Source organism: Pseudomonas orientalis (genome assembly GCF_001439815.1).
GTDB lineage: Bacteria > Pseudomonadota > Gammaproteobacteria > Pseudomonadales > Pseudomonadaceae > Aquipseudomonas > Aquipseudomonas orientalis.
Genome location: NZ_JYLM01000012.1, coordinates 32,231 through 56,826 on the forward strand (window position 1 = coordinate 32,231; position 24,596 = coordinate 56,826).

Genomic DNA, 24,596 nt, shown 5'->3' on the forward strand with positions numbered 1-24,596 from the left:
CAGGCGGCCAAATTACAAAATAGAACATCTTTTACGCCGCCTGCACCTGGTTACGCCCTGCCGCCTTGGCCCTGTAAAGCGCTTCATCGGCGCGCTTGAGTGCCAGGTCACTGCGCTCGCCCGGCTGGAACTGCGCGACGCCCATGGATACCGTGATGGTCACCGGCTCGCCCTTGAAGTGGAACGGGCACGCCTCGATGGCCACTCGCAACACTTCGCCGACGGCCAAGGCATCGGCCAAGGCTGAGTCGGGCATCAGCAACACAAACTCTTCGCCGCCGAAGCGCGCAATGAAATCGGTCGGGCGCAGGTGCTTGCGCAGCACATTGGCGATGATCTTCAGGACCTTGTCGCCGGCCAAATGGCCGTAGCCGTCGTTGATGCGCTTGAAGTGGTCGAGGTCCAGCATAGCCAGTGACAGGCTGTTGCCACGCTGGTGCCAGGCATTGACCTCATGATCCAGGCGCTCACTCCAGGCCGCGCGGTTGGGCAGGCCGGTGAGCGGATCGATCAGCGCCTTCTGGCGCTGAATTTCCAGATGCTCACGATAGCCCTGGGCTTCCTGCTCCATGTTCGCCACCCGCTCAGCCAGGCCTTGAAGGCGCGCAGCCACTTCCTGCTCGCGCTGGTCGCGCTGTTGCTGGTGTTCGTCCATGGTGCCGAGCAAGCCTTCAAGGTGGCTCTCCAGCACCTGCTTGAGGCTGTCCAGATCGGCGGCGTCCTGCACGCTGTTTTGCAGGCCGTCTACCTGTTCGCGAATTTGCGTGTCCAGCTCCCTCGCGGCAGAGCGGCTGTCGGCGTGCTCATCGCTTGCGAACTGCAAATGGCCCTGAAATGCCTCAAGGCGCTCGTTGAGCTGTTTAAGGTAAGTCTCGAACTCATGCTGGCCGCTGTCGGTAACCGCCAGCATCAGCACCGCCAGGTCATCGAGGATCGGCAGCAGCTCGTACCAGTTCAAGCCATGGGCCAGGCGCTCGCGCATGGCTTCGGCCTGGGGCCGGTGGCGCTCGGGCAAGGGCAACTCTTCCAGCAGGCCGAGCAAGGTGTCTTCGATATGCTTGGCCACCGAGCTGTAGGAAGGCTCGGGCGAATCAGGCAGGGCGTAGGGGTCAGGCTCTGCGGTATCCAGTACAGGCGGGAGTGAAAGGCTGCCGATCAGGGTTTCTTCAGGGGTATCGACGGGGTCTTGCGGCGTTTCTATGAAAGCCGCGAGTGCGCTTTCGGGAGCGTCCTCCTCGGCCGGCGCTTCAGGCGCCTCGGGTTCGTCAGGCTTGGGCGCGGGTGGCGTCTGAGCAGGCGCTTCGAACTCGAACGTTACGCTGGCGGGCGTCTCCTTTACGGATGCCGCCGGCTCAGGCGCAGAGGCGGCCGTGGTTGGCGGCAACGGCGCAAAAGCGCGCAATGCCTGGGCCAGCTCTTCGGATTGCGCGGGCTCTGGAGGCTCGGGCGCAGCCGGTGAGGGCGCGACGGATTTTGGTGTAGGCGGCGTCTCGGGCTCGGGCGCTTCGTTCAAGGGTTCCTTGGCACCAAACAAACGCTGCAGTAACCCAGGCCCGGAGCGCGGCGTTTCGCCATCCGGCTCCAGATTATGCAGCGCCTGTTCCTGCAAGCTGCTCAACTCGCTGAGCAGCAGCGGTATTTCCCGTGCCTGCCCGACTCGACCGTCGAGCTGCTTGGCGAAGGTCTTCAGCGGACGCGCCACCTCACGGGGTAACGGAAGTTTCTGCAACTGCGCGACCAGGGCGGTGAGGGCGGTACTGATCTGGTCAACCCGGGTTTCGCGGCGCTGCTCGGAATCCAGCACCGCCTTTTCCAAACGCGGCAGCAGGGCGGCGAGGGCGGCGTCCATGTCGTCAGTACGCACGACATCGCGCATTTCCTTCATGCATTGATCGACAGCGCGGTCCGTGCCTTCCGCCGCCAGCGTGCTGCGCACCAGCCCTCGGCGCAGCAGATCGAGGCGCGCGGCCCAGCGGCGTTCGAGCTGGTCTTGTTGCTCAACGCTTTTAAGGTATTTTTCTTTCCAACGCTGGGCGTCGTCGCTCATGCAAGAGGACCGCCAGGGCTTGGGCTCAACGCGGGTAATGCATCAGCCGTGAGCGAACCCGGCAGACGAATTTCTACCGCGACCGGCAGGTGATCGGAAATCGGCTGCGCCAGGACCTGCACACTTTCCAGCGTGAGGCTCGGGCTGAGCAGGATATGGTCCAGACAGCGCTGCGGACGCCAGCTGGGAAACGTGGCTTCGACTTGCGGCGCCAGCAAGCCGAGGTCGCGCAGCGGGGAATTCTGCAGCAGGTCGTTGGCGTGGGTGTTCATGTCACCCATCAACACCTGGTGCTTGTAGTTGCCAATCAGGTCGCGCACGTAGGCCAACTGAAGGTTGCGCGTACGCCCGCCGAGCGCCAGGTGCATCATCACTACAACCAGGGCTTCCGGACCTTCGCCAAAACGCACCAGGATCGCGCCACGTCCTTTGGGGCCCGGCAACGGGTGATCCTCGATGACGGTCGGCTTCAAACGACTGAGCACACCATTGCTGTGCTGCGCCAGGCGCCCGAGGTTGCGATTGAGTTGCTGGTACCAGTAGGGGAAGGCACCGAGCTGGGCAAGGTGTTCCACCTGGTTGATGTAGCCGGAGCGCAGGCTGCCGCCGTCGGCTTCCTGCAGGGCGACCAGGTCGAAGTCGCTGAGCAGGTCGCCGATTTTCTGCAGGTTGCCGGTACGCCCCTTGTGCGGCAGCAAGTGCTGCCAGCCACGCGTGAGGTAGTGCCGATATTTCTCGGTACTGTTACCCACCTGAATATTGAAACTGAGCAGGCGCAAGCGGCTGTCTGCCGGCAGGCCTGTGGATTCCAGATGATGTTCGTTGACCTGCGGGTCATGCAGGCCTACGACACGTTCGGTACCCCAGCGACGCATGGCGAGCCCCTTACTTGGCCGCGCGCTCTTTGGCGATCAGCTGGTCGGCAACATTGAGGGTCGCTTCAGGACCACCGGTAGTACCCAGGTCGAAACGGTATTTGCCGTTGACGATCATGGTGGGTACGCCCTGCACACCGTACTTCTGTGCGAGTTCCTTGGCCTGCTTGATCTGGCCCTGGATGGCAAAGGAGTTGAACGTGGCCAGGAACTTGTCTTTGTCGACACCCTGGGTGGCGACGAAGTCAGCCATTTCGTCCGGCTTGGTCAGGCGCTTGCCTTCTTTCTGGATCGCGTTGAATACCGCGTTGTGGACCTTGTGCTCCACACCCATGGCTTCCAGGGTCAGGAACAGTTGGCCGTGGGCATCCCATGGGCCGCCGAACATGGCCGGAATGCGCTTGAAGTTCACATCCTTGGGCAGTTTTTCGACCCAAGGGTTGATGGTCGGTTCAAAGGCGTAGCAATGCGGGCAGCCGTACCAGAACAGCTCCACCACTTCGATCTTGCCGGGCACCGAAACCGGGACCGGGTTAGTCAATTCAACGTAGGTTTTACCGGCTTCAAGCGGCACGTCGGCAGCTTGCGCGGTCATGCCGAAGAGACTGGCAGTGACGAGAGCGGCGCTGAGGATCAGATTACGCATGCTTTACTCCTGGACAAATAAAGTCGCCTCACGCGACCTTTATGTGTGACAGGTCTACGCGGACATGAGTTCGTTAGTGTAACGGCAGCGGCCACAAAAAAGGGCGGCCCTGGCCACCCTTTTTATGCTTGCATCGATGGATTAATCGAGCGTTAACGTTGCAGGCTGTCAGTGCAAGCCCTGGATGTAACTGGAGATTGCCGCAATGTCCTCATCACTCAATTTGCGCGCGATGGTGCGCATGGTCATCGCGTCGCCATCGTTGGCTCGGCCAGCGTCTTCCTTGCGGAAATCGGTCAGCTGTTTGGCGATGTAGGCCGCGTGCTGGCCGCTCAGGTGCGGGAAGCCGGCGGCGGCGTTGCCTACGCCGTTGGGCGAGTGGCAACCGGTACAGGCGGGCAGGCCCTTGTCCAGGTCGCCACCACGAAACAGTTTCTCGCCACGGGCGACCAGTTTCGGATCGGCAGCTCCCACGCTGCCTTTCTGACTGGCGAAGTACGCCGCGATATCCGCCATGTCCTGATCGCTGGTATTGGTCAGCAAGCCCGTCATTTCCAGGACTGTGCGCTTGCCGCTCTTGATGTCCTGCATCTGCTTGACCAGGTAACGTTCACCCTGACCGGCCAGTTTGGGGAAGTTCGGCGCCGGGCTGTTACCGTCCGGTCCATGGCAAGCACCACACACGGCGGCTTTCGCCTGCCCCGCGGTAGCGTCGCCTGCAGCATGGGCAACACCGGTGATGCCCAAGGTCAACAGCAGACTCACGATCAGTTTGTTCATCAGCTAATCCAACTACGGCTAAGGGTTTAAGAGTTATCTACCGGGTTTACTCACCATCAATTCATTGATGGCCTGGTAATCCTCAGTACTGCAGTCCATGCACAAACCACGCGGCGGCATTGCCTTGAAACCCCGGGGTAATCAATTGATCATGTGTCGATCAATTCAGGGTTTGAGAGCGTTTTGCGTTCTAATGCGCAATAAAGGTCTTTTCGCTCCCGTGAACCTCATCCTTCGCTGGGACAAAGCACACACAAAATCTGCGGCATTATATACTGGCGCTACTGAAACGGAAACGACACCGCTTGCCGCACCCTTATTCGGCACCGCCCACATCGGAAAACTCATGCAACTCAAGAATCCCATCCTCGGCCTGTGCCAACAGTCCACCTTCATGCTCAGCGCCGCCAAAGTGGACCAATGCCCCGATGACGAGGGCTTTGAAGTCGCCTTTGCCGGCCGTTCCAACGCCGGCAAGTCCAGCGCACTGAACACCCTGACCCACGCCAGCCTGGCGCGCACCTCGAAAACCCCGGGTCGCACGCAACTGCTCAATTTCTTCAAGCTAGACGATGATCGGCGTCTGGTCGACCTGCCGGGCTACGGTTATGCAAAAGTCCCTATCCCGTTGAAGCTGCACTGGCAGCGTCACCTGGAGGCTTACCTGGGTGGACGGGAGAGTTTGAAGGGCTTGATCCTGATGATGGACATCCGTCACCCAATGACCGATTTCGACCTGTTGATGCTCGATTGGGCAGTCGCCAGCGGCATGCCGATGCATATCCTGCTGACCAAGGCCGACAAGCTGACCTACGGCGCAGCCAAGAACACCCTGCTCAAAGTGCAGTCCGAAATCCGCAAGGGTTGGGGCGACGCCATCACCATCCAATTGTTCTCCGCCCCCAAGCGCATGGGCCTGGAGGACGCCTACACCGTACTGGCCGGCTGGATGGAATTGGCGGACAAGGGCGCCGAAATCGCCGAATAACTTTTCTGCGGGCAAAAAAAACCCCGGACTTCGTATGGGGAGGGGAAGTTCGGGGTCCAAGTTCCGGACCGCTAGGGCGGGGTCCGGATATCTGCCAACACTTAACACAACATAGGAGCATTGAAGGGCTTCACCACCCATTCAGTAACTCTGAGTGGCAGTTCACAGGTTAAGTTCCGGCAGGCTCAAAAAACACTTTGAAATAACTGGCGGCGCTTTCCGATCTAAAGCGCCTCGCCATCACCCGCTGTGATGGCGAAACCGCAGCATCAATGGGCTTCGTCCCAGTTATCGCCAATGCCCACGTCCACCACCAGGGGCACGTCCAGCTGCGCCGCAGCGCTCATGTGCTCGCGAATTCTCTCGCTGACCTCTGCGACCAGATCCTCACGCACCTCCAGCACCAGTTCATCGTGCACCTGGAGGATGACCTTGGCGTCCAGGCCCGACTCGGCCAGCCAGTTGTCCACCTTCACCATGGCTTTCTTGATGATGTCCGCCGCCGTGCCCTGCATTGGCGCGTTGATCGCGGTGCGCTCTGCCGCTGCGCGCTCCTGAGGCTTGTTGGAGTTGATATCCGGCAAGTACAGACGCCGCCCGAAGAAGGTTTCCACATAGCCCTGGTCCGCCGCCTGGGCACGGGTGCGCTCCATGTACTCGCGCACCCCGGGATAGCGGGCGAAGTACACATCGATATAGGCCTTGGCGGTCTTGGTGTCGACGCCGATGTCCTTGCCGAGCTTCTGGGCGCCCATGCCATAGATCAGGCCGAAGTTGATCGCCTTGGCGCTGCGGCGCTGGTTGGAGGTGACCTCGGTCAATTCGACCTTGAATACCTCGGCGGCCGTGGCGGTGTGCACGTCCAGGTCGTTGCGAAAGGCATTCATCAACCCTTCGTCCTTCGACAGGTGCGCCATGATCCGCAGTTCGATCTGCGAATAGTCCGCCGCCAGCAGCTTGTAACCCTTGGGCGCGATAAACGCCTGGCGAATGCGCCGCCCCTCGGCGGTACGCACCGGGATGTTCTGCAGGTTCGGATCGCTGGAAGAAAGACGCCCGGTCGCCGCCACCGCCTGATGGTAGGACGTATGAATCCGCCCGGTACGGGGGTTGATCTGTTCCGGCAGGCGGTCGGTGTAGGTGCTTTTGAGCTTGCTCATGCTGCGGTACTGCATGAGTACCTTGGGCAACGGAAAATCATCCTCCGCCAGTTTGGCCAGCACTTCCTCGGCGGTGGATGCCTGCCCCTTGCCGGTTTTTTTCAACACCGGCATGCCGAGCTTCTCGTAGAGGATCGCTCCGAGCTGCTTGGGCGAACCGAGGTTGAATGCCTCGCCGGCGATTTCGAACGCCTGGCGCTCCAGTTCGATCATCTTGTTGCCCAGCTCGATGCTCTGGATGCCCAGCAGGTCCTTGTCCACCAAAGCGCCCTGGCGCTCGATACGTGCCAGCACCGGCACCAGCGGAATTTCGATATCCGTCAGTACGCTGGCCAGGCTCGGGATCGCGGTCAGCTTCGCGTGCAGTTCCTGATGCAGGCGCAAGGTCACGTCGGCGTCTTCGGCCGCGTAGGGGCCGGCTTGCTCAAGGGCGATCTGGTCGAAGGTCAGCTGTTTGGCGCCCCTGCCGGCGATGTCCTGGAAGCTGACCGTGTCGTGGTCCAGGTACTTCTTCGCCAGGCTGTCCATGTCATGGCGGGTCGCGGTGGAGTTCAGCACGTAGGATTCGAGCATGGTGTCGAAAGCGATGCCGCGCACGGTGATGCCCTGCGCCGGGTCGCCACCGATGGCGCAGTTGGCCAGGATGTTCATATCAAACTTGGCGTGCTGGCCGACCTTGAGCCTGGCCGGATCTTCCAGCAACGGCTTCAAGGCCAGCAGCACGGTGTCACGGTCCAATTGCTCCGGCGCGCCGGTGTAGGCATGCGTCAGCGGGATATACGCGGCTTCATGGGCCTGCACCGCAAACGACAGCCCGACCAATTGGGCTTGCTGGGCGTCGATGCCGGTGGTCTCGGTATCGAAGGCAAACAACGGCGCATCGTTGAGTTTCTTCAGCCACAGATCGAACGTGGCCTGGTCAAGAACGGTGGTGTAAACCGTCTCCACCGGCACCGCGATAACCGCCTCGGCAGGCGCCTCGGTGACCGGCACAACCTCATTGGCTGCCTTGAGCTCGACCCGCTTGGTATCGCGCTGGATCTCGTCGTACCAGCTCTTGAATTCAAGCAGCGTGTACAACTCCAGCAGCTTTTCGCGATCCGGCTCGATCAGGTGCAAGTCGTCCAGGCCGATGTCCAGGGGCACGTCGATTTTGATCGTCGCCAGCCGATAGGACAGGAACGCCATCTCCCTGTGCTCTTCCAGCTTGGCCGGCAGCGTCTTGGCGCCACGAATCGGCAGGGTCGGCACAATGTCCAACTGCTCATACAGCTCTTTCAGGCCGCCATTGACACCCACCAGCAAACCGGAGGCGGTCTTCGGACCGATGCCGGGAACGCCGGGGATGTTGTCGGAGGAATCGCCCATCAGCGCCAGGTAATCGATGATCTGCTCCGGAGCGACGCCGAATTTCTCCTTTACGCCCTCGATGTCCATCGAACTACCGGTCATGGTGTTGACCAGAGTAATGTGCCCGTCCACCAGTTGCGCCATGTCCTTGTCGCCGGTGGAGATCACCACCGGGCGGTCAGCGGCGGCGCTGCTGCGGGCCAGGGTGCCGATCACGTCATCGGCCTCGACGCCTTCGACGCACAGCAACGGGAAACCCAGGGCGATCACGCTCTGGTGCAGGGGTTCGATCTGCAGGCGCATGTCATCGGGCATGCTCGGGCGATTGGCTTTGTAGTCGGCGAACATTTCATCGCGAAAGGTCCCGCCCTTGGCGTCGAACACCACGGCGAACGGGCTGTCCGGGTACTGCTTGCGCAGGCTCTTGAGCATGTTCAACACGCCCTTGACCGCGCCGGTCGGCAGGCCTTGGGAGGTGGTCAGCGGTGGCAGCGCGTGGAAGGCGCGGTACAGATAAGAAGAACCGTCCACCAGGACGAGGGGCGCTTGGCTCATGAGCAGGATCAACCTTTTCGGCGGGTCAGGCGCTAGAATAGCCGGACCAATGAAAACAAAGGGACAAGGTTATCATGCGTACATTCAATCGCCTGCTGTTCACTGGCTTGATTGCACTCGCTCCGATGGCTGCCATGGCGGCCGACGATGCCCCGTCGGGTGATCCGGAGGTGACCATTCGCACGGAAGGCGACAAAACTATCCAGGAGTACCGCCAAAACGGCTTCCTGTACGCCATCAAGGTCACGCCAAAAGGGGCTCCACCGTATTTCCTGGTACGCGCCGATGGAACCGACGCGAACTTCATCCGTTCTGACCAGCCGGATATGTTGATCCCGTCATGGAAGATCTTCGAATGGAAATGATTCCCTAATTTCAACCGGCACCGCCCTGAGCGGCGCCCGTAACGGCAGTTTTAACCATGTCTGTGTTCACCCCCCTGGCTCGGCCCGAGCTGGAAACCTTTCTTGCCCCTTACGGGCTCGGCCGCCTGCTTGATTTCCAGGGGATTGCCGCCGGTAGCGAAAACACCAATTTCTTTATCAACCTGGAACAGGGCGAATTCGTCCTGACCCTGGTTGAACGCGGCCCCGTGGCAGAAATGCCGTTCTTTATCGAACTGCTCGACGTGCTCCACGACGCCGACCTGCCGGTGCCGTACGCCCTGCGTACCACCGACGGTATCGCCCTGCGCGAACTCAAGGGCAAACCCGCCTTGCTGCAACCGCGCCTGGCCGGCAAGCACATCAAGGACGCCAATGCCCAGCATTGCGCCCAGGTCGGCGACCTGCTCGGCCACTTGCACCTGGCGACCCAGGGCGACAAAGTGCTGGAGCGCAAGACCGACCGCGGGCTGGACTGGATGCTCAGTGAGGGCGCGCAGCTGATTTCGCACCTCAACGATGCACAACAGCGCCTGCTGCAGGACGCGTTGAGCGAGATCGAAACCCACAAGGCGCAGATCCTCGCCCTGCCGCGCGCCAACGTTCACGCCGACCTGTTCCGCGACAACGCGATGTTCGAAGGCACGCACCTGACCGGCCTGATCGACTTCTACAACGCTTGCTCGGGGCCGATGCTGTACGACGTCGCCATCGCCTTGAACGACTGGTGTTCGGATGCCGAAGGCGTGATTGACGGGCAGCGCGCCCGGGCGCTGCTGGGTGCCTACGCGGGGTTGCGGCCGTTTACCGCGAAAGAAGCCGAGCTATGGCCGACCCTGCTGCGCGTGGCGTGCGTGCGGTTCTGGCTGTCGCGACTGATCGCAGCCGAGTCGTTTGCCGGACAGGACGTGTTGATTCATGACCCTGCAGAGTTTGAGCATCGCCTGCTGCAACGCCAGCAGATCACTGTGCATCTGCCGTTCGCGCTCTAAAGACCTGCTCGATCAAAATGTGGGAGGGGGCTTGCCCTAATGCCAGTCTGTAGGAGCGAGCTTGCTCGCGAAAAACGTCAACGATAACGCGTGCTTTCTGAATGAACGCGGTGCCTATGAGTTTTTCGCGAGCAAGCTCGCTCCTACAACAAGCCTTAGGGCTTGCCCCACATTTAGAGCGACTCCAGGCAGCCAGCCAGATTGTTACCCAATTTCTCCAGCACCTGCTCGTAACCCTGCGCAGTGGCCGGGGTGTAGCCGCCCAGCGCATCCAGTTCCGCCAATTTAACCGGCAACCCGGCAACCAATGTCTCGGCCAATCGCGGCCGCAACGGTGGCTCGCTGAACACGCAAGTCTTGCCCACTTCCTGCAACCGCGTGCGCATCGCCGCCACATGCTGGGCGCCGGGCTGCACTTCGGCGGCCACGCTGAATACGCCGGCGTGCTTCAAGCCGTAAGCGTCTTCGAAGTAATCAAAGGCTTCGTGAAACACAAAGTAAGGCTTGCCCTCAACGCTTGCCAGACGCTTTTTCAGGCGTATGTCCAGCGCATCCAGGCGACCTTCGAAGGCTTTGGCGTTGCTTTGATAACGCCCGGCGTTGGCCGGGTCGGCCGCACTGAGGTCAGCCGCCATACGCGCAGCGATCACCCGCGCGTTCACCGTCGACAACCACAAATGCGCATCGACACTGCCGGGGCGATGATCGTGATCATGCTCGTCGGCTTCGTCAGCGTGAGAGTGGCTATCTTCGCCGAAAATGCGAAGTTTCATGCCCGGCAGGTCCTGCACCGCCACGGTCGTCGCCGTACGGCCCTTCAGCACGCGCGGCAAAAACGTTTCCATGTCCGGGCCAATCCAGTACAGCAGGTCGACCGACTGCACGCGCCGTACGTCGGATGGGCGCAAGGCGAAGTTATGCGGCGACGCACCCGGAGGCAGCAGCACTTCCGGAACGGCCACACCGTCCTGCACCGCAGCGGCAATCAGTTGCAGCGGCTTGATGCTGGTCAGCACCTTGACCTCGGCCTGCGCGGCGCCGGCCATGAACAAACTGGTGACAAATACGACAAAAACGGGAAAAAGTCGGGACACGATGACCACTCAATGGCGTAGGAACAGGTAACATAATAACGTCTCTATCAAATATCTGTCGCCGCTCATGCCTATAACACCGCTTGCCAGCCGTCCCCACGACCATTCTCACTGCGTCCACAGCGCGCTGTCGGAGGCCGACACCCTATGCGCGCAGAAAGGTTTGCGCCTGACCGCGCTGCGTCGACGCGTGCTGGAGCTGGTGTGGCAAAGCCACAAGCCGCTGGGCGCGTACGACATCCTCGGCGTACTCAGCGAGCAGGACGGCCGCCGAGCCGCGCCGCCCACGGTTTACCGGGCGCTGGATTTCCTGCTGGAAAACGGCCTGGTGCACCGCATCGCCTCGCTCAATGCCTTTGTCGGCTGCAACCACCCGGAACACGCGCATCAGGGCCAGTTCCTGATTTGCCGGCAGTGCCACGCCGCCATCGAGCTTGAACAGAAAAGCATCAGTGATGCCATCATCAAAAGCGCCGCCGAGGTTGGCTTCAGCGTCGAAGGGCAAACGGTCGAAGTGGTCGGCCTGTGCTCTGGCTGTCAGGGGGCTTGATGAGCAATGCGTTAATCCGCCTGGAGCAGGTCGGGGTCACATTCGCCGGGCAACAGGTGCTGGACAACATTGCGTTGAGCGTGGAGCCGGGGCAGATCGTGACCCTGATCGGCCCCAATGGCGCCGGCAAGACTACCCTGGTGCGCGCCGTGCTGGGCCTGCTCAAGCCCGATCGCGGCAGTGTATGGCGCAAGCCCAGGCTGCGCGTGGGCTATATGCCGCAGAAGCTGCACGTGGACCCCACATTGCCGCTGTCGGTATTGCGCTTTCTGCGCCTGGTGCCGGGTGTCGACCGCGCGCGCGCCCAGGCGGCGCTCAAGGAAGTCGGCGCCGAACAGGTGATCGACAGCCCGGTGCAGAGCATCTCCGGCGGCGAAATGCAGCGCGTGCTGCTGGCCCGCGCGCTGTTGCGCGAACCGGAGCTGCTGGTGCTCGATGAGCCGGTGCAAGGCGTCGACGTGGCCGGCCAGGCCGAGCTGTACAGCCTGATCACCCGTCTGCGCGACCGCCATGGTTGCGGTGTGCTGATGGTCTCCCACGATTTGCACCTGGTGATGAGCACCACCGACCAGGTGGTGTGCCTGAACCGTCATGTGTGCTGCTCCGGCCACCCGGAACAGGTCAGCGGCGACCCGGCGTTCGTCGAGCTGTTCGGCAAGAACGCGCAAAGCCTGGCGATCTACCATCACCATCACGACCACGCCCACGATCTGCATGGCGCCGTTGTCGATGACGCTTCTACCCCCCACGTTCATGGAGATGGCTGCAAGCATGGCTGATTTTCTGCTCTACGCCCTGCTGGCAGGCTTGGCTTTGGCGTTGGTGGCGGGCCCGCTGGGTTCGTTCGTGGTCTGGCGGCGCATGGCGTACTTTGGCGACACCTTGTCCCATGCCGCGCTGCTGGGCGTGGCCATGGGCTTTCTGCTGGATGTGAGCCCGACCATCGCCGTCACCGTCGGCTGCCTGCTGCTGGCAGTGTTGCTGGTGACGCTGCAACAGCGCCAGCCGCTGGCTTCCGACACGCTGCTGGGCATCCTGGCGCCGAGTACCTTGTCCCTGGGCCTGGTGGTGTTGAGCTTCATGCATGAAGTGCGCATCGACCTGATGGCCTACCTGTTTGGCGATCTGCTGGCGATCAGCCCGACCGATCTGGCGTGGATCCTCGGCGGCAGCGCGGCGGTGCTGGTGCTGCTGGTGGGCCTGTGGCGCCCGCTGCTGGCGATCACCGTGCATGAAGAACTCGCCACGGTGGAAGGTTTGCCCGTGCCGGCCCTGCGCCTGGCGCTGATGTTGTTGATCGCGGTGGTGATCGCTGTCGCGATGAAGATTGTCGGCGTATTGTTGATCACCTCGCTGCTGATCATTCCAGCCGCCGCCGCTCAGCGCCATGCTCGTTCGCCGGAGCAAATGGCCATCGGCGCCAGTCTGCTGGGCATGCTGGCAGTGTGTGGGGGCCTGGCGTTGTCATGGTTCAAGGACACGCCGGCCGGGCCGTCGATTGTGGTGTCGGCGGCCGCCCTGTTTCTGCTGAGTTTTGTCCTGCCCCGTCGAGGGGTGTAGACTTGCTCGCTTTTTGCGCAAATAGAGAGTCGCAGGAATGAAGCCGTTCACTTTCCGTTATCTGCTCCTTGCCGCATTTTCCCTGCTGCTCGGCGCCTGTCAAAGCACACCGCCCGCCGCTCCTGAAGCGCTGGACCCGCACGCTGCGGCCATCGCGCAGCTGGAGCAAAACCTGGCCAGCAGCGAATTGGCCACCGCCGAAGACCAGCTCGCCACCTTGCAGGCCCAATCGCCCAATGACCCGGCACTTGAGGCCTACCAGCGGCAATTGGCCGAAGCCTACCTGCAGCGCAGCCAGATCGTGCTGCAAAAGGGTGACGTCAACGCCGCCGCTACAGCATTGAGCCGTGCCCGCGCACTGATGCCCAAGGCTCCGGCCCTGACCGGTGGCGTCAACAGCGCCATCAGCCATGCGCGCAAAGCCGAGCTGGATCAGGCCGAGGCCGCCTTGAAAGCGGCCGAAGCCAAACCCGCCGCCAAAGTCATCGACCCGGCGGCGCCGAGCACCACTGTGGCGTTGAACCTGGCGGATGTCGAAGCCATGCGTCATCAGCTGGATGCCATCGCCACCGATGTGGTGAATTACCAGTGCGACGTCAGCATCCAGGTGCCGCGCACCGAGGATTACCCGTGGTTGGCCACATTGCTGACCAAACGGGTGAAGCGGATTGATTCTGGGTATGAGCTGAAGATTCACCGGCAGATTCTGAAGCACATTCCGGCGCAGGTTGTGCTGATTCCGCGTAAAGCCGACTAAAAAGCATCGGGGGCAAGCCCCCTCCCACATTTGAACTGAATTCCAATGTGGGAGGGGGCTTGCCCCCGATGACGATCTAATCAAGCAACCAATAAATTAAGCCGGGATCGCCTTGGATTTAGGCTCCCGCTCCCAAACCCGATGCTGGGCAATCGCGGCAAAGAACGCCTTGAACGCCTTGGCATCCGCGCCCACGATCAACCCCGCATCCGCCTCCAGCTTCAGCAGATCGAGCAGTGGCTTCACGTCACTGGCCACCGCAATGGCCTTCAAGTGCTTGTACGCTTCCAGCACGTAATGCAACGCCACGCCGTCGCCGCTCAGCGCCTTGACCGACTCCTTGCCGCCCGGGATAAACACCGCGTCAAACGCAATGGACGGCATGCCTTCCATCGACGCATCCACCGGCAGCACCTTGCCATCGGCGGTGGTCACCGGCGCCGACGTCGGCCCCAGCAGCTTGGCATGTGCACCCTCAGCCTCAAGGGCCGCCTTGAGTGCATCAATCGCCGCACCGTCCACGCCGTTCGCCGCCAGAATCGCCACTTTGCGCGTCTTGATGTCGCCCGACAGCAGGTTCACCTGGCTCAATGCCGGCGATGCTTTCAGCGACGTTTCACGCACAGGCACCGTGCCTTGAGTCGGCGCCGGCAAGCCCAGGTTCTGGGCAACGCGCTTGGCCAGTTCCAGATCAATGTTGGCCAGAATCTCATTCACCTGGCGGGCACGAATATGTTCGCGCTCGACCTTGCCCAACTCGAAGCTGTAGGCGGCGATGATGTGTTCTTTCTCGTGGTGGCTCATGCTGTTGAAAAACAACGTGGCCTGGGAGAAGTGGTCGCCGAACGATTCGCTGCGCTCGCGCACCTTATTCGCATCGATCCGCTCGTAGTAGGTCTCAAAACCGCCGTCGGTCGGGCCTGCAGGCGTTTCCTTCGGCCAGCCACTGTCGATGGAGTTGGGCTCGTAGGCAGCGCGGCCCTTGTCAATCACGCTACGGTGCTGGGCATCGCGCTGGTTGTTGTGGTTCGGCGCGACCGGGCGGTTGATTGGGATCTCGTGGAAGTTCGGCCCGCCGAGACGGCTGATCTGGGTGTCCGTGTAGGAAAACAGACGACCTTGCAGCAGTGGGTCGTTGGTGAAGTCGATCCCCGGCACGATATGGCCCGGGCAGAACGCAACCTGCTCGACCTCGGCAAAGAAATTGTCGGGGTTGCGGTTCAGCACCATCTTGCCCAGCGGGGTGATCGGCACCAGTTCCTCCGGGATGATCTTGGTCGGGTCGAGCAGGTCGAAGTCGAACTTATGCTCGTCTTCTTCTGCAACGATCTGAACGCCCAGTTCCCATTCAGGGTAATCGCCGCTTTCGATCGATTCCCACAAGTCGCGACGATGGTAGTCGGTGTCTTTACCGGCCAGCTTCTGCGCTTCGTCCCATACCAGCGAGCAGGTACCGACTTTCGGCCGCCAGTGAAACTTCACAAAGCTCGATTGGCCTTCGGTGTTGATCAAACGGAAGGTATGCACGCCAAAGCCCTGCATGGCCCGCAGGCTTTTTGGAATGGCGCGGTCAGACATCGCCCACACCACCATATGCGCCGACTCCGGCACCAGCGAGACAAAATCCCAGAACGTATCGTGGGCCGATCCGCCGGTAGGAATCTCGTTGTGCGGTTCAGGTTTAACGGCGTGTACGAAATCGGGAAACTTGATCGCGTCCTGAATGAAGAACACCGGCATGTTGTTGCCCACCAGGTCGAAGTTGCCTTCGTCGGTGAAGAACTTCACGGCGAAACCGCGCACGTCACGCACAGTATCACCGGAGCCACGCGGGCCCTGTACCGTGGAAAAACGCGCGAACACCGGGGTTTTATGCTCTGGAGTCCGTAGGAAACCAGCCTTGGTCAGCGCCGAATGGTCGCCGTAGCTCTGGAAATAACCATGGGCGCCAGTACCACGGGCATGCACGATGCGCTCCGGGATGCGCTCATGGTCAAAGTGCGTGATCTTTTCACGCATGATGAAGTCTTCCAGCAGCGACGGGCCACGCGCGCCGACCTTCAAGGTGTTCTGGTTGTCGGAGATCTTCACGCCCTGGTTGGTGCGCAGGGCCTGGCCGGTCGCATCGGAACGGAATTCTTCCAGCGCCTGCAGTTTGGCGTTGGTATTGCCTCGGTCCAGGGTATCAGTGCCCGCGAGTTCACTCTTCGGCGGGGTGGCTGGCTTCTTGGTACTCATCAGTCAAAACTCCTTAGTCAAAGTGGCCAGAGCGGTCCCCGGCTCGTTTGAGCGAAATCCCGGGCACGGCACCCGCGATATCGAATTGCCTAGGTAGTGACTGACAGGGTTTTGCGCCGTTCCCTTTTTATGACCTTTGGTCTCGTTATTGCCAAATCGCTGGATGGATACGAAATAAATGCTAAGAAACGCTGGATGGACAGGCTAAAATGCGCGCCCGGCTAACCGCTGATCCCTTTTCCATGCGCCCCACAAGGTTCGCTACGTGATCGAGTTTCAAAACGTCCATAAAACCTACCGCGTCGCCGGTAAGGATATTCCCGCCCTGCACCCCACCAGCCTGCGCGTCGAAAACGGCCAGGTGTTTGGCCTGATTGGCCATTCGGGTGCGGGAAAAAGTACCCTGCTGCGCCTGATCAACCGCCTCGAAGAACCCAGTGGCGGACAGATCACGGTGGATGGTGAAGAAGTCACCGCGCTGGATGCCAACGGCCTGCGCCGTTTCCGCCAACAGGTCGGGATGATCTTCCAGCACTTCAACCTGCTGGCGTCCAAGACCGTTGCAGACAACGTGGCGCTTCCGCTGACATTGGCCGGCGAATTGTCGCGCAAGGACATCGACCTGCGCGTGGCTGAACTGCTCGCCCGCGTCGGCCTGTCGGACCACGCCAGGAAGTACCCGGCGCAATTGTCCGGCGGCCAGAAGCAGCGCGTCGGCATCGCCCGCGCCCTGGCCACCAAACCCAAGATCCTGCTGTGCGACGAGGCCACCAGCGCCCTTGACCCGCAGACCACCGCCTCGGTGCTGCAACTGCTGGCCGAGATCAACCGCGAACTCAAGCTGACCATCGTGTTGATCACCCATGAAATGGACGTGATTCGTCGCGTCTGCGACCAGGTGGCGGTGATGGACGCCGGCGTGATCGTCGAGCAAGGCTCGGTGGCCGACGTGTTCCTGCATCCCAAGCATCCGACCACCAAGCGCTTTGTCCAGGAAGCCGAACAGGTCGACGAAGGCGAGCAACGCGACGACTTCGCCCACGTGCCGGGCCGTATCGTACGCCTGACCTTCCAGGGGGACGCGACCTACGCGCCATTGCTGGGTACCGTCGCCCGAGAAACGGGGGTGGACTACAGCATCCTGGCCGGTCGTATCGACCGCATCAAAGACATTCCCTACGGGCAATTGACCCTCGCCGTCACCGGCGGTGACATGGACGCCGCGTTTGCGCGCTTCACCGCCGCCGACGTTCATATGGAGGTGCTGCGCTGATGGACGTTTTCCTGAGTTTCTTTGCCAATATCGACTGGTCCGAAATCTGGCTCGCCACCGGCGATACCATGATCATGTTGTTCGGTTCGCTGTTCTTCACGGTCGTGCTCGGCCTGCCGTTGGGCGTGCTGCTGTTCCTGACCAGCCCGCGCCAGCTGTTCGAACAGAAAGGTTTGTATGCGCTGCTGTCGTTGATCGTAAACATCCTGCGCTCGCTGCCATTCATCATCCTGCTGATCGTGATGATTCCGTTCACGGTGCTGATCACCGGCACATCGCTGGGTGTTGCAGGTGCGATTCCGCCGCTGGTGGTGGGCGCCACGCCGTTCTTTGCGCGGCTGGTGGAAACCGCCTTGCGTGAGGTGGACCGCGGCATCATCGAGGCCACTCAGTCGATGGGCGCAACGACGCGCCAGATCATCACCAACGCCCTGCTGCCCGAAGCCCGCCCCGGCATCTTCGCAGCGATTACGGTGACGGCGATTACACTGGTGTCCTACACGGCGATGGCCGGTGTGGTCGGTGCCGGTGGCCTGGGCGACCTGGCGATCCGATTCGGTTACCAGCGCTTCCAGACCGATGTGATGGTGGTCACCGTGGTAATGCTGTTGATCCTGGTGCAAATTCTGCAAACCGTCGGCGACCGGCTGGTGGTGCACTTTTCTCGAAAATAACGGCCATTGCCGACCCTGTCGGCAGATGCCCGAACAAGGAGCTTGCTGGATGAAAAAACTACTGGTTGCTTTCGCCGCCGTTGCCGCGTTTTCCGCCCATGCCGAGACCATCACGGTCGCCGCCTCGCCGGTGCCGCACGCGGAAATCCTCGAATTCGTTAAACCTGCGCTGGCCAAAGAAGGCGTGGACCTGCAGGTCAAAGTCTTCACCGACTATGTACAGCCGAACGTACAGGTAGCCGAAAAGCGCCTGGACGCCAACTTCTTCCAGCACCAGCCGTACCTGGACGAGTTCAACAAGGCCAAGGGCACCCACCTGGTAAGCGTCGGCGCCGTGCACCTGGAACCGCTGGGCGCGTACTCGAGCAAATACAAGAAGCTGGACGAGCTGCCGGACGGCGCCAACGTGGTGATCCCGAACGACGCCACCAACGGCGGCCGCGCCCTGTTGCTGCTGGCCAAGAATGGCCTGATTACCCTGAAGGACCCGACCGACATCCTGTCGACCATCAAGGACATCACCGGTAACACCAAGAACCTGAAATTCCGCGAACTGGAAGCCGCCACCCTGCCGCGCGTGCTGACCCAGGTCGACCTGGCGCTGATCAACACCAACTACGCGCTGGAAGCCAAGCTGGACCCGTCCAAGGACGCCCTGGTGATCGAAGGCAACGACTCGCCTTACGTCAACATCCTGGTGACCCGCGAAGACAACAAGGATTCGGACGCCGTGAAGAAGCTGGTTGCCGCCCTGCACACGCCTGAAGTGAAGCAATTCATCGAAGAGAAGTACAAAGGCGCGATCAAGCCGGCGTTCTGATTTAAGCGGACGCGGAGCGTCCAGGGCGGCATTCCCACGCAGAGCGTGGGAACGATCATCCTCTCCAGATCATGGAGATCAAAATGTGGGAGGGGGCTTGCCCCCGATAGCGGCGGGTCAGTCAACAGCTTCATCGACTGACACCCTGCTATCGGGAGCAAGCCCCCTCCCACATTTGTATTGTGTCGTGCGCTATTTACGCTTCAGCAGCACTGGCAGCTGCGCCACCAGCTTCTGGTTGTTCAACGGCGCACGGATAAACCCGCGCTGGGTACCATCCGGGCCGATCAGCGCCAGGTTGCCGCTGTGGTCGACGGTGTAGTTCGGCTTGCTGGTGTCCGCCGGAATGAAGGGAATGCTCACGGCATTGGAGACCTTCTGCACTTCCTGCACACTTGCACCGGTCAACCCCTGGAATTGCGGATCGAAATAGCCCAGGTACTGCTTGAGCTGGGTCGGGGTGTCGCGGTTCGGGTCGACGCTGACCAGGATCACCTGCAACTTGTCCACCGCCTCTTTGGGCAACTCGCTCTTGATCTGGCGCAGTTGGGCGAGGGTGGTCGGGCAGATGTCCGGGCAGAAGGTGTAGCCGAAGAACAGCAGGCTCCACTTGCCCTGCAGCTCATTGACCAGCACCGGCTGGCCGTCCTGGTTGGTCATGCTCACCGCAGGCAACTGGCGGCTTTGCGGCAGCAGGATAATGCCGGCGTCGATCAGCGCGGTCGGGTCACCCTGGCCTTTGCCCGAGAGTACTTTGTTGACAGTCAGGCCCATGATCAACGCCACCAGGGCCACCAGAATGAAGACAGTTTTTTGAGTTCGAGTCATAGGTTCAACAGTAGGTAGTGATCTACGAGCAGGGCGATAAACAACAACAGCAGGTACCAGACAGAATACTTGAAGGTGTTGATCGCCGCGTGCGGCTGGCTGCCACGGTACAGCACCCAGGCCCATTGCAGAAAGCGCCCGCCCAGTACGAGCGCGCATCCCAGGTACAGCAGCCCGCTCATGCGGATGACGTAAGGCATCAGGCTCACCGCCAGCAGGGCGAAGGTGTAGAGCAGGATATGCACCTTGGTGTAGTGCTCGCCATGGGTCACCGGCAGCATCGGGATGTCGGCCTTGGCGTACTCCTCCTTGCGATGGATGGCCAGCGCCCAGAAGTGCGGCGGCGTCCAGGCGAAGATGATCAGCACCAACAGCAGAGGCTCGGCGCTGATATGCCCGGTCACGGCGACCCAGCCCAACAGCGGCGGCGCGGCACCGGCCAGGCCGCCGATGACGATGTTCTGCGGCGTCGCGCGCTTGAGAAACCCGGTATAGATCACCGCATAGCCCAGTAACGAAGCCAGGGTCAGCCATGCCGCCAGAGGGTTGGTGAACGCCAGCAATAGCGCCAGGCCCGCCACCGCCAGAACCAACGCAAAGGCCAGCGCCGCAACCGGCGAAACCCGCCCCTCGGCCAGTGGCCGTTTGTGCGTGCGCGCCATCAGCGCATCGATGCGCCGATCCACCACATGGTTGACCGCCGCTGCGGCACCGGCACACAAGGCGATACCCAGGTTACCAAATACCAGCACCGTCCACGGTACCCCGGCGCGAGTGGCGAGGAACATGCCCACCAGCGAGGTGATCAGCATCAGCACCACCACTTTCGGCTTGGTCAGCTCCAGATAGTCACGCCAGATAGCCTGGCCGTGACGCGCGCCGATCAAGGACGCCATGGCATCTCTCCTTTAAGGGTTATCAGGCCCGACGCCTGTTTGCGCGGACTGAAGCGCCAGGCGATCGGCCGTGTATGGCGCACCCGGACCAGGCTGGTGCGCGCGTGATAATTGACCAGCACCAGGCTCAGCAACAGCGCTGCGCCCCCGGCGTTGTGCGCCACTGCTACCGCCAGCGGCAAGCCGAACGCCACATTGCTCAGTCCCAGGCTGATTTGCGCCGCCAGGGCGATCAACAGCAGGCCCGCCAGACGCGTCATGCCCACCGCGCGCAATTGCCAGGCCAGGCCCAGCAATACCAGCGTGACCAGCACCGCCCCCAAGCGATGGGTGAGATGAATGGCCGTGCGCGCATCGCTGTCCAGTTGGCCGCCCAGGTAATTAGGACCGATATGCTGGGTCAGGTGAAAGCCATTGGCGAAGTCCGCCGCCGGCCACCATTGACCGTGACACGTCGGCAAATCGACACAGGCCACCGCCGCATAGTTGGCGCTAACCCAACCGCCCAAGGCTATCTGCCCGATCACCAGCACCAACCCCGCCGTTGCCCAATATTGCAGGCGCCTGGGCACGACCAACGCAGGCAGCACGCCGGACAGGCGCAGGGTCAGCAGGAACAGCAGGCTCAAAGTGGCAAAGCCGCCCAACAGGTGGCCCGTCACCACCTGCGGCCACAGCTTCAGCGTCACCGTCCACATGCCAAACGCCGCCTGGGCGCACACCACTATCAATACGAACAGCGGCAACTTCACCGGCTGGCCCGGGTCACGCCGGTGGCTCCACGCCCGTGCCGCCAGCAGCGCGATGAGCATGGCGAGGGTGCCGGCAAAGTAGCGGTGGGTCATCTCGGCCCAGCCCTTGTCGGCCTCCACGGGCGTATCAGGAAAGTGCAGTTCGGCATGGGCCAGTTGGGCTGCGCTTTGCGGCACGCCGATAAAGCCATAGCACCCCGGCCAGTCAGGGCAACCAAGGCCGGCATGGGTCAGGCGGGTATAGGCACCGAGCAACACGACGATCAGCGCGAGCAAGGTGGCAAACAATGCGAGGCGAAATCCAGGCTTGGCCATGACGATGCCCTTATCCGATGTTCGACAGTTTCAGCAGCAGGCGCAGGTCGTTGAGCAAGTCCTTGCCGTTGACCTTGGCGTCATAGCGCAGCACCAGGTTGCCGTGGGGATCGACGATCCACAGTTGTGCATCCCCAGGCGCGGCGGCATTGCGCTTGAAGGTCGACAGGTCCAGGGAATAGCGCTGTAATTGCGGGTATTCGGCCTTGAGCCGGGGGTCGTAGTCATTGCCGACCGGCTGCGCACTGGCCAGCGCGTGGCTGGCGCGGGACGCATCGCGACCCAGGCCGATCTGCAGCTGGCGCGCCAGATACACCAGTTGCCGGCACTCGTCGGCGCAGACGGCGGGGGCAGTCACCAGCAGTTGCCAGCGGCTTTCATCGACCTGAACACCGATATCGGCGCGGGTCTGGCCGTTACCAATCAGTTCCCCGTGATAACTGCGACTGTCCGGCACCCAGAATTGCAGCTTGTACATCAAGGTCGCCAGCACCATCGGGCCTACCACCATCAGCAGGATCAGGATCAACTGCCAGCGGCCCTTACGCCGGTCCGGCACTTCAGACAGGTTGAGTGGATTCATGGCGGCTCCCATGGCGCTGCTCCTTTGCGTTGTGCAATCCGAGGTAGAGGTAGAGAGCCAGCAGCGCCAGCGACATGGCAAACCACTGCACCGCATACCCCAGGTGTTTTTCCGGACCCATGGCGACCACAGGCCAGGTGGTGTCGTACGTACCGGGGCCGGCTTCGGCGCGCAGTTCAAAGGCGAACCCGCTGCGGCCTAATTCGGTCCACAGGGCGACGGGGTGCAAGGCGGTCAACAGGCGCGGCCATTGCACCGTCGCGGGGTCACCTTGCAACTGGAAGGTTTCGCCGGGAGCGACGTACACCCAGGCCACCAGATTCACCGGCTGATCCGGCGTGGCGAACGCCGGTGGCGTGCGGCGGTCGGGCCAGGGCAGCCAGCCGCGATTGAGCAACACCCAAAGGCCGCTGGCCTGGTCATGAAAGGGTTGCAGCAGTTCAACACCGGCCTTGCCGTCGCGCATACGGTTGTCGAGCAATACGCTGTGTTCGGCATCGAAGGTGCCGCGCAGATGAACCCGGCGAAAGGCTGGATCGGCGCTCGTCTCAAGCTGCTCGCTGCCAATAGGCTCGGCGGCACGCCGCTGGGCGTAGTTGTCGACAAGCTGCTGTTTTTCCTGACCGCGCGACAGCTGCCAGAACCCCAGGCCAATCATCAACGGCAGCAGCATCAGCACCACCAACGTCGGCGCGATGCCGGGCCGAAAGCGCTGCCTGACACTGGCTATACTGGATTTCATTGCCCCTCCCCGTATGGCCCGGAGCCAGACCATGCTCAAAGCACTGATTGCCCTGATGCTGATCGCGACCGTTGCGAGCCTGTTCAGTGGCTTGTTCTTCCTGGTCAAGGACGAGGGTCGTTCCAACCGCCTCGTCACTGCCCTGACCGTACGTGTGGTGTTGGCCGCAATCACCGTGGGGCTGATCGCCTGGGGCTTTTTCAGCGGCCAGTTGGTCTCGCATGCGCCGTGGTAGAACGGCTCACAGCACATACACAAAGAAAAACAGCCCGATCCACACCACATCCACGAAGTGCCAATACCAACTGGCCGCCTCGAAACCGAACTGGTGCTCGGCATTGAAATGCCCCTTCAGGATGCGCATCAGCATCACAAACAGAATGATCGTGCCGATGGTCACGTGGGCGCCGTGAAACCCGGTGAGCATGAAGAACGTCGCGCCGTACACGCCCGAGCCCAGCGTCAGGCCCAGCTCTTTATAGGCGTGGATGTACTCCTCGGCCTGAAACCCGAGAAACGCCAGGCCCAGCAGTACGGTGAGCGCCAGCCAGATCTTCAGCGCGCCGCGATGCCCTTTGCGCAGGGCGTGGTGGGCAATGGTAATGGTCACGCTGGAGCTGACCAGCAGGAGGGTGTTGACCAGCGGCAGGCCCCACGGGCTGATCGTGCCTTTGGGTGCGGGGTACAACTTGGGGTCCGGGTTGTTCAGCAGTGGCCAGGCGAACTCGAAATTCGGCCACAGCATATGCGCGATGCCCTTGGGCCCCTCGCCCGCCAGCCATGGCCCCGACCAGGTACGCACGTAAAACAGCGCACCGAAGAACGCGATGAAGAACATCACTTCGGAAAAGATGAACCAGCTCATGCCCCAGCGAAACGAACGGTCCATTTGCGCACTGTACAAACCGGCGCGACTCTCCTTGATCACCGCGCCGAACCAGCCGAACAGCATGTAGGCCAGCAACAGGCCGCCAACGAAAAAGATCCACGGTCCGTGGGATTCCGGACGCAAGGCCTTGAGGTCGTTGAACCATACGGCCAGTCCATACACGGTGACCAACAGGCCAATCGTGGCAATTATCGGCCATTTGCTTTGCGCTGGTACGTAGTACGTATCATGAGTCGACATGTATTCGCTCTCCTGATTGAGCGGGCAAACAGTAGCTAGCCGCCGCTGCGGGCCGCCCCGGGCGGCTGGCGCGCGGTGATATCGAACAGCGTGTAGGCCAGGGTCAAATGCTTCACATCCCTGGGCATGGCGCGATCGACGATAAAGCGCACCGGCATCTCGATACGCTCGCCTGGCTGCAGCACTTGCTGGGTGAAGCAGAAACACTCGGTCTTGTGGAAGTACATCGCCGCTTCGGCCGGGGAAATGCTCGGCACCGCCTGGGCCGTCATCGGTTTGTCGGTAGGGTTGTAGGCCACGAACAGCATCTCGGTCACAGCGCCTGGATTGACCATGACTTCATCGGCCTTGGCATGGAAATCCCAGACCATGTCGATAGCGTTGGTGGACAAAAACTGCACCCGTACTTGGCGCGACGGGTCGACAACCTGCTCGCCCTCGTATTGCCCGCCGGTCTTGCCGTTGATGCCGAATGCCTTGCACATCACGTCGTAAATCGGCACCAGGGCGAAGCCGAAGGCGAACATGGCCAGTACCAGGATCAGCAGGCGTGTGACCAGGCGCTTGATCGGCACGGAATCAGCCATGACGAACACACACTAATGTGGG

Annotated in this window: 25 protein-coding genes and 1 pseudogene; 11 read left to right on the forward strand and 15 right to left on the reverse strand. The window is 61.5% G+C overall.

What is annotated here, in order from left to right:
* Nucleotides 1-31: 31 nt before the first annotated feature.
* The 5 genes and pseudogenes from TU82_RS23740 to TU82_RS29280 form a co-directional block, all read right to left on the reverse strand.
* Nucleotides 32-2,047 (reverse strand): GGDEF domain-containing protein, encoded by a 2,016-nt coding sequence (locus tag TU82_RS23740; protein ID WP_057725685.1) that lies wholly within the window; start codon nt 2,045-2,047, stop codon nt 32-34.
* Nucleotides 2,044-2,922: an endonuclease/exonuclease/phosphatase family protein gene (locus TU82_RS23745; RefSeq protein WP_057725686.1), complete on the reverse strand. Its 879-nt coding sequence runs from the start codon at nt 2,920-2,922 to the stop codon at nt 2,044-2,046. The genes TU82_RS23740 and TU82_RS23745 overlap by 4 nt, the downstream gene beginning before the upstream one ends.
* Before the next feature lie 10 nt (nt 2,923-2,932).
* On the reverse strand, nt 2,933-3,568 hold the full coding sequence (gene dsbA, locus TU82_RS23750) for a thiol:disulfide interchange protein DsbA (RefSeq protein ID WP_057725687.1): 636 nt from the start codon (nt 3,566-3,568) through the stop codon (nt 2,933-2,935).
* Nucleotides 3,569-3,736: 168 nt separating this feature from the next.
* Nucleotides 3,737-4,348, reverse strand: coding sequence for a c-type cytochrome (locus TU82_RS23755; RefSeq protein WP_057725688.1), 612 nt, complete (start codon nt 4,346-4,348; stop codon nt 3,737-3,739).
* A 33-nt stretch (nt 4,349-4,381) separates the two neighbouring features.
* Nucleotides 4,382-4,483, reverse strand: a pseudogene (locus TU82_RS29280) (cytochrome); the annotation flags it as partial.
* A gap of 211 nt (nt 4,484-4,694) precedes the next feature.
* Between TU82_RS29280 and yihA the strand changes: the two are divergent.
* Nucleotides 4,695-5,336 carry a ribosome biogenesis GTP-binding protein YihA/YsxC gene (gene yihA / locus TU82_RS23760; RefSeq protein ID WP_042943980.1) on the forward strand — a complete coding sequence of 214 codons (642 nt, stop codon included), beginning with the start codon at nt 4,695-4,697 and terminating at the stop codon, nt 5,334-5,336.
* A 269-nt stretch (nt 5,337-5,605) separates the two neighbouring features.
* Here the strand turns inward: yihA and polA are convergent, their stop codons facing one another.
* A complete protein-coding gene (polA, locus tag TU82_RS23765; RefSeq protein ID WP_057725689.1) occupies nt 5,606-8,401 on the reverse strand; it encodes a DNA polymerase I in 2,796 nt (931 codons plus the stop codon).
* A 74-nt stretch (nt 8,402-8,475) separates the two neighbouring features.
* Here polA and TU82_RS23770 point away from each other — a divergent pair, with 74 nt between their 5' ends.
* Both TU82_RS23770 and TU82_RS23775 read left to right on the forward strand, forming a co-directional pair.
* On the forward strand, nt 8,476-8,766 hold the full coding sequence (locus TU82_RS23770; protein WP_057725690.1) for a DUF2782 domain-containing protein: 291 nt from the start codon (nt 8,476-8,478) through the stop codon (nt 8,764-8,766).
* Nucleotides 8,767-8,822: 56 nt separating this feature from the next.
* Nucleotides 8,823-9,776: a homoserine kinase gene (locus TU82_RS23775; RefSeq protein ID WP_057725691.1), complete on the forward strand. Its 954-nt coding sequence runs from the start codon at nt 8,823-8,825 to the stop codon at nt 9,774-9,776.
* A gap of 173 nt (nt 9,777-9,949) precedes the next feature.
* Here the strand turns inward: TU82_RS23775 and TU82_RS23780 are convergent, their stop codons facing one another.
* Nucleotides 9,950-10,879, reverse strand: coding sequence for a zinc ABC transporter substrate-binding protein (locus tag TU82_RS23780; protein WP_057725692.1), 930 nt, complete (start codon nt 10,877-10,879; stop codon nt 9,950-9,952).
* A gap of 58 nt (nt 10,880-10,937) precedes the next feature.
* Between TU82_RS23780 and TU82_RS23785 the strand changes: the two genes are divergently transcribed.
* From TU82_RS23785 to TU82_RS23800, 4 genes are read left to right on the forward strand one after another with little or no spacing between them, the layout of a single operon-like run.
* Nucleotides 10,938-11,420, forward strand: a complete 483-nt coding sequence (locus TU82_RS23785) for a Fur family transcriptional regulator (protein WP_057725693.1) — start codon at nt 10,938-10,940, stop codon at nt 11,418-11,420.
* Entirely contained in the window at nt 11,420-12,199 is a 780-nt protein-coding gene (gene znuC / locus TU82_RS23790; protein WP_057725694.1) for a zinc ABC transporter ATP-binding protein ZnuC, read from the forward strand. Before TU82_RS23785 ends, znuC begins: the two co-directional genes overlap by 1 nt.
* Nucleotides 12,192-12,980 carry a zinc ABC transporter permease subunit ZnuB gene (gene znuB / locus TU82_RS23795; protein ID WP_057725695.1) on the forward strand — a complete coding sequence of 263 codons (789 nt, stop codon included), beginning with the start codon at nt 12,192-12,194 and terminating at the stop codon, nt 12,978-12,980. Before znuC ends, znuB begins: the two co-directional genes overlap by 8 nt.
* Before the next feature lie 37 nt (nt 12,981-13,017).
* Nucleotides 13,018-13,737 (forward strand): PA5502 family lipoprotein, encoded by a 720-nt coding sequence (locus TU82_RS23800; RefSeq protein ID WP_057725696.1) that lies wholly within the window; start codon nt 13,018-13,020, stop codon nt 13,735-13,737.
* Nucleotides 13,738-13,833: 96 nt separating this feature from the next.
* On the opposite strand, the gene katE is transcribed toward TU82_RS23800, so the two are convergent.
* Nucleotides 13,834-15,975, reverse strand: a complete 2,142-nt coding sequence (gene katE / locus TU82_RS23805; protein ID WP_057725697.1) for a catalase HPII — start codon at nt 15,973-15,975, stop codon at nt 13,834-13,836.
* Nucleotides 15,976-16,240: 265 nt separating this feature from the next.
* Here katE and TU82_RS23810 point away from each other — a divergent pair, with 265 nt between their 5' ends.
* From TU82_RS23810 to TU82_RS23820, 3 genes are read left to right on the forward strand one after another with little or no spacing between them, the layout of a single operon-like run.
* Entirely contained in the window at nt 16,241-17,248 is a 1,008-nt protein-coding gene (locus tag TU82_RS23810) for a methionine ABC transporter ATP-binding protein (RefSeq protein ID WP_057725698.1), read from the forward strand.
* Nucleotides 17,248-17,922, forward strand: coding sequence for a methionine ABC transporter permease (locus TU82_RS23815; protein ID WP_057725699.1), 675 nt, complete (start codon nt 17,248-17,250; stop codon nt 17,920-17,922). Before TU82_RS23810 ends, TU82_RS23815 begins: the two co-directional genes overlap by 1 nt.
* 49 nt (nt 17,923-17,971) lie before the next feature.
* Nucleotides 17,972-18,742, forward strand: coding sequence for a MetQ/NlpA family ABC transporter substrate-binding protein (locus tag TU82_RS23820; RefSeq protein WP_057725700.1), 771 nt, complete (start codon nt 17,972-17,974; stop codon nt 18,740-18,742).
* A 192-nt stretch (nt 18,743-18,934) separates the two neighbouring features.
* Here the strand turns inward: TU82_RS23820 and TU82_RS23825 are convergent, their stop codons facing one another.
* The 5 genes from TU82_RS23825 to TU82_RS23845 are packed head-to-tail and all read right to left on the reverse strand — an operon-like array spanning nt 18,935 to nt 22,858.
* Nucleotides 18,935-19,570, reverse strand: a complete 636-nt coding sequence (locus TU82_RS23825) for an SCO family protein (protein WP_057725701.1) — start codon at nt 19,568-19,570, stop codon at nt 18,935-18,937.
* Entirely contained in the window at nt 19,567-20,466 is a 900-nt protein-coding gene (gene cyoE, locus TU82_RS23830) for a heme o synthase (RefSeq protein ID WP_057725702.1), read from the reverse strand. Before cyoE ends, TU82_RS23825 begins: the two co-directional genes overlap by 4 nt.
* Nucleotides 20,454-21,533, reverse strand: coding sequence for a COX15/CtaA family protein (locus TU82_RS23835; protein WP_057725703.1), 1,080 nt, complete (start codon nt 21,531-21,533; stop codon nt 20,454-20,456). The genes cyoE and TU82_RS23835 overlap by 13 nt, the downstream gene beginning before the upstream one ends.
* 10 nt (nt 21,534-21,543) lie before the next feature.
* Complete coding sequence (locus TU82_RS23840; RefSeq protein ID WP_057725704.1) at nt 21,544-22,128, reverse strand: hypothetical protein; 585 nt, start codon at nt 22,126-22,128, stop codon at nt 21,544-21,546.
* Nucleotides 22,094-22,858 (reverse strand): SURF1 family protein, encoded by a 765-nt coding sequence (locus TU82_RS23845; RefSeq protein WP_057725705.1) that lies wholly within the window; start codon nt 22,856-22,858, stop codon nt 22,094-22,096. The genes TU82_RS23840 and TU82_RS23845 overlap by 35 nt, the downstream gene beginning before the upstream one ends.
* 31 nt (nt 22,859-22,889) lie before the next feature.
* Here TU82_RS23845 and TU82_RS23850 point away from each other — a divergent pair, with 31 nt between their 5' ends.
* On the forward strand, nt 22,890-23,093 hold the full coding sequence (locus TU82_RS23850; RefSeq protein WP_057725706.1) for a twin transmembrane helix small protein: 204 nt from the start codon (nt 22,890-22,892) through the stop codon (nt 23,091-23,093).
* Between the two features lie 6 nt (nt 23,094-23,099).
* Here TU82_RS23850 and TU82_RS23855 read toward each other — a convergent pair whose 3' ends face one another.
* Both TU82_RS23855 and TU82_RS23860 read right to left on the reverse strand, forming a co-directional pair.
* Nucleotides 23,100-23,987, reverse strand: coding sequence for a cytochrome c oxidase subunit 3 (locus TU82_RS23855; protein WP_057725707.1), 888 nt, complete (start codon nt 23,985-23,987; stop codon nt 23,100-23,102).
* 35 nt (nt 23,988-24,022) lie between these two features.
* Nucleotides 24,023-24,574 (reverse strand): cytochrome c oxidase assembly protein, encoded by a 552-nt coding sequence (locus TU82_RS23860; protein ID WP_057725708.1) that lies wholly within the window; start codon nt 24,572-24,574, stop codon nt 24,023-24,025.
* Nucleotides 24,575-24,596: the final 22 nt, after the last annotated feature.

Excerpts from the sequence above, each read along its gene's own strand:
- dsbA (WP_057725687.1), bottom strand. The coding sequence starts at position 3,568 with ATGCGTAATCTGATCCTCAGCGCCGCTCTCGTCACTGCCAGTCTCTTC.
- TU82_RS23740 (WP_057725685.1), bottom strand. The coding sequence starts at position 2,047 with ATGAGCGACGACGCCCAGCGTTGGAAAGAAAAATACCTTAAAAGCGTT.
- TU82_RS23815 (WP_057725699.1), top strand. The coding sequence starts at position 17,248 with ATGGACGTTTTCCTGAGTTTCTTTGCCAATATCGACTGGTCCGAAATC.
- TU82_RS23770 (WP_057725690.1), top strand. The coding sequence starts at position 8,476 with ATGCGTACATTCAATCGCCTGCTGTTCACTGGCTTGATTGCACTCGCT.
- TU82_RS23855 (WP_057725707.1), bottom strand. The coding sequence starts at position 23,987 with ATGTCGACTCATGATACGTACTACGTACCAGCGCAAAGCAAATGGCCG.
- TU82_RS23845 (WP_057725705.1), bottom strand. The coding sequence starts at position 22,858 with ATGAAATCCAGTATAGCCAGTGTCAGGCAGCGCTTTCGGCCCGGCATC.
- TU82_RS23820 (WP_057725700.1), top strand. The coding sequence starts at position 17,972 with ATGAAAAAACTACTGGTTGCTTTCGCCGCCGTTGCCGCGTTTTCCGCC.
- TU82_RS23745 (WP_057725686.1), bottom strand. The coding sequence starts at position 2,922 with ATGCGTCGCTGGGGTACCGAACGTGTCGTAGGCCTGCATGACCCGCAG.
- TU82_RS23860 (WP_057725708.1), bottom strand. The coding sequence starts at position 24,574 with ATGGCTGATTCCGTGCCGATCAAGCGCCTGGTCACACGCCTGCTGATC.
- TU82_RS23840 (WP_057725704.1), bottom strand. The coding sequence starts at position 22,128 with ATGGGAGCCGCCATGAATCCACTCAACCTGTCTGAAGTGCCGGACCGG.
- cyoE (WP_057725702.1), bottom strand. The coding sequence starts at position 20,466 with ATGGCGTCCTTGATCGGCGCGCGTCACGGCCAGGCTATCTGGCGTGAC.
- TU82_RS23785 (WP_057725693.1), top strand. The coding sequence starts at position 10,938 with ATGCCTATAACACCGCTTGCCAGCCGTCCCCACGACCATTCTCACTGC.
- TU82_RS23825 (WP_057725701.1), bottom strand. The coding sequence starts at position 19,570 with ATGACTCGAACTCAAAAAACTGTCTTCATTCTGGTGGCCCTGGTGGCG.
- TU82_RS23835 (WP_057725703.1), bottom strand. The coding sequence starts at position 21,533 with ATGGCCAAGCCTGGATTTCGCCTCGCATTGTTTGCCACCTTGCTCGCG.
- polA (WP_057725689.1), bottom strand. The coding sequence starts at position 8,401 with ATGAGCCAAGCGCCCCTCGTCCTGGTGGACGGTTCTTCTTATCTGTAC.
- znuC (WP_057725694.1), top strand. The coding sequence starts at position 11,420 with ATGAGCAATGCGTTAATCCGCCTGGAGCAGGTCGGGGTCACATTCGCC.
- TU82_RS23800 (WP_057725696.1), top strand. The coding sequence starts at position 13,018 with ATGAAGCCGTTCACTTTCCGTTATCTGCTCCTTGCCGCATTTTCCCTG.
- yihA (WP_042943980.1), top strand. The coding sequence starts at position 4,695 with ATGCAACTCAAGAATCCCATCCTCGGCCTGTGCCAACAGTCCACCTTC.
- TU82_RS23850 (WP_057725706.1), top strand. The coding sequence starts at position 22,890 with ATGCTCAAAGCACTGATTGCCCTGATGCTGATCGCGACCGTTGCGAGC.
- TU82_RS23755 (WP_057725688.1), bottom strand. The coding sequence starts at position 4,348 with ATGAACAAACTGATCGTGAGTCTGCTGTTGACCTTGGGCATCACCGGT.
- TU82_RS23775 (WP_057725691.1), top strand. The coding sequence starts at position 8,823 with ATGTCTGTGTTCACCCCCCTGGCTCGGCCCGAGCTGGAAACCTTTCTT.
- katE (WP_057725697.1), bottom strand. The coding sequence starts at position 15,975 with ATGAGTACCAAGAAGCCAGCCACCCCGCCGAAGAGTGAACTCGCGGGC.
- znuB (WP_057725695.1), top strand. The coding sequence starts at position 12,192 with ATGGCTGATTTTCTGCTCTACGCCCTGCTGGCAGGCTTGGCTTTGGCG.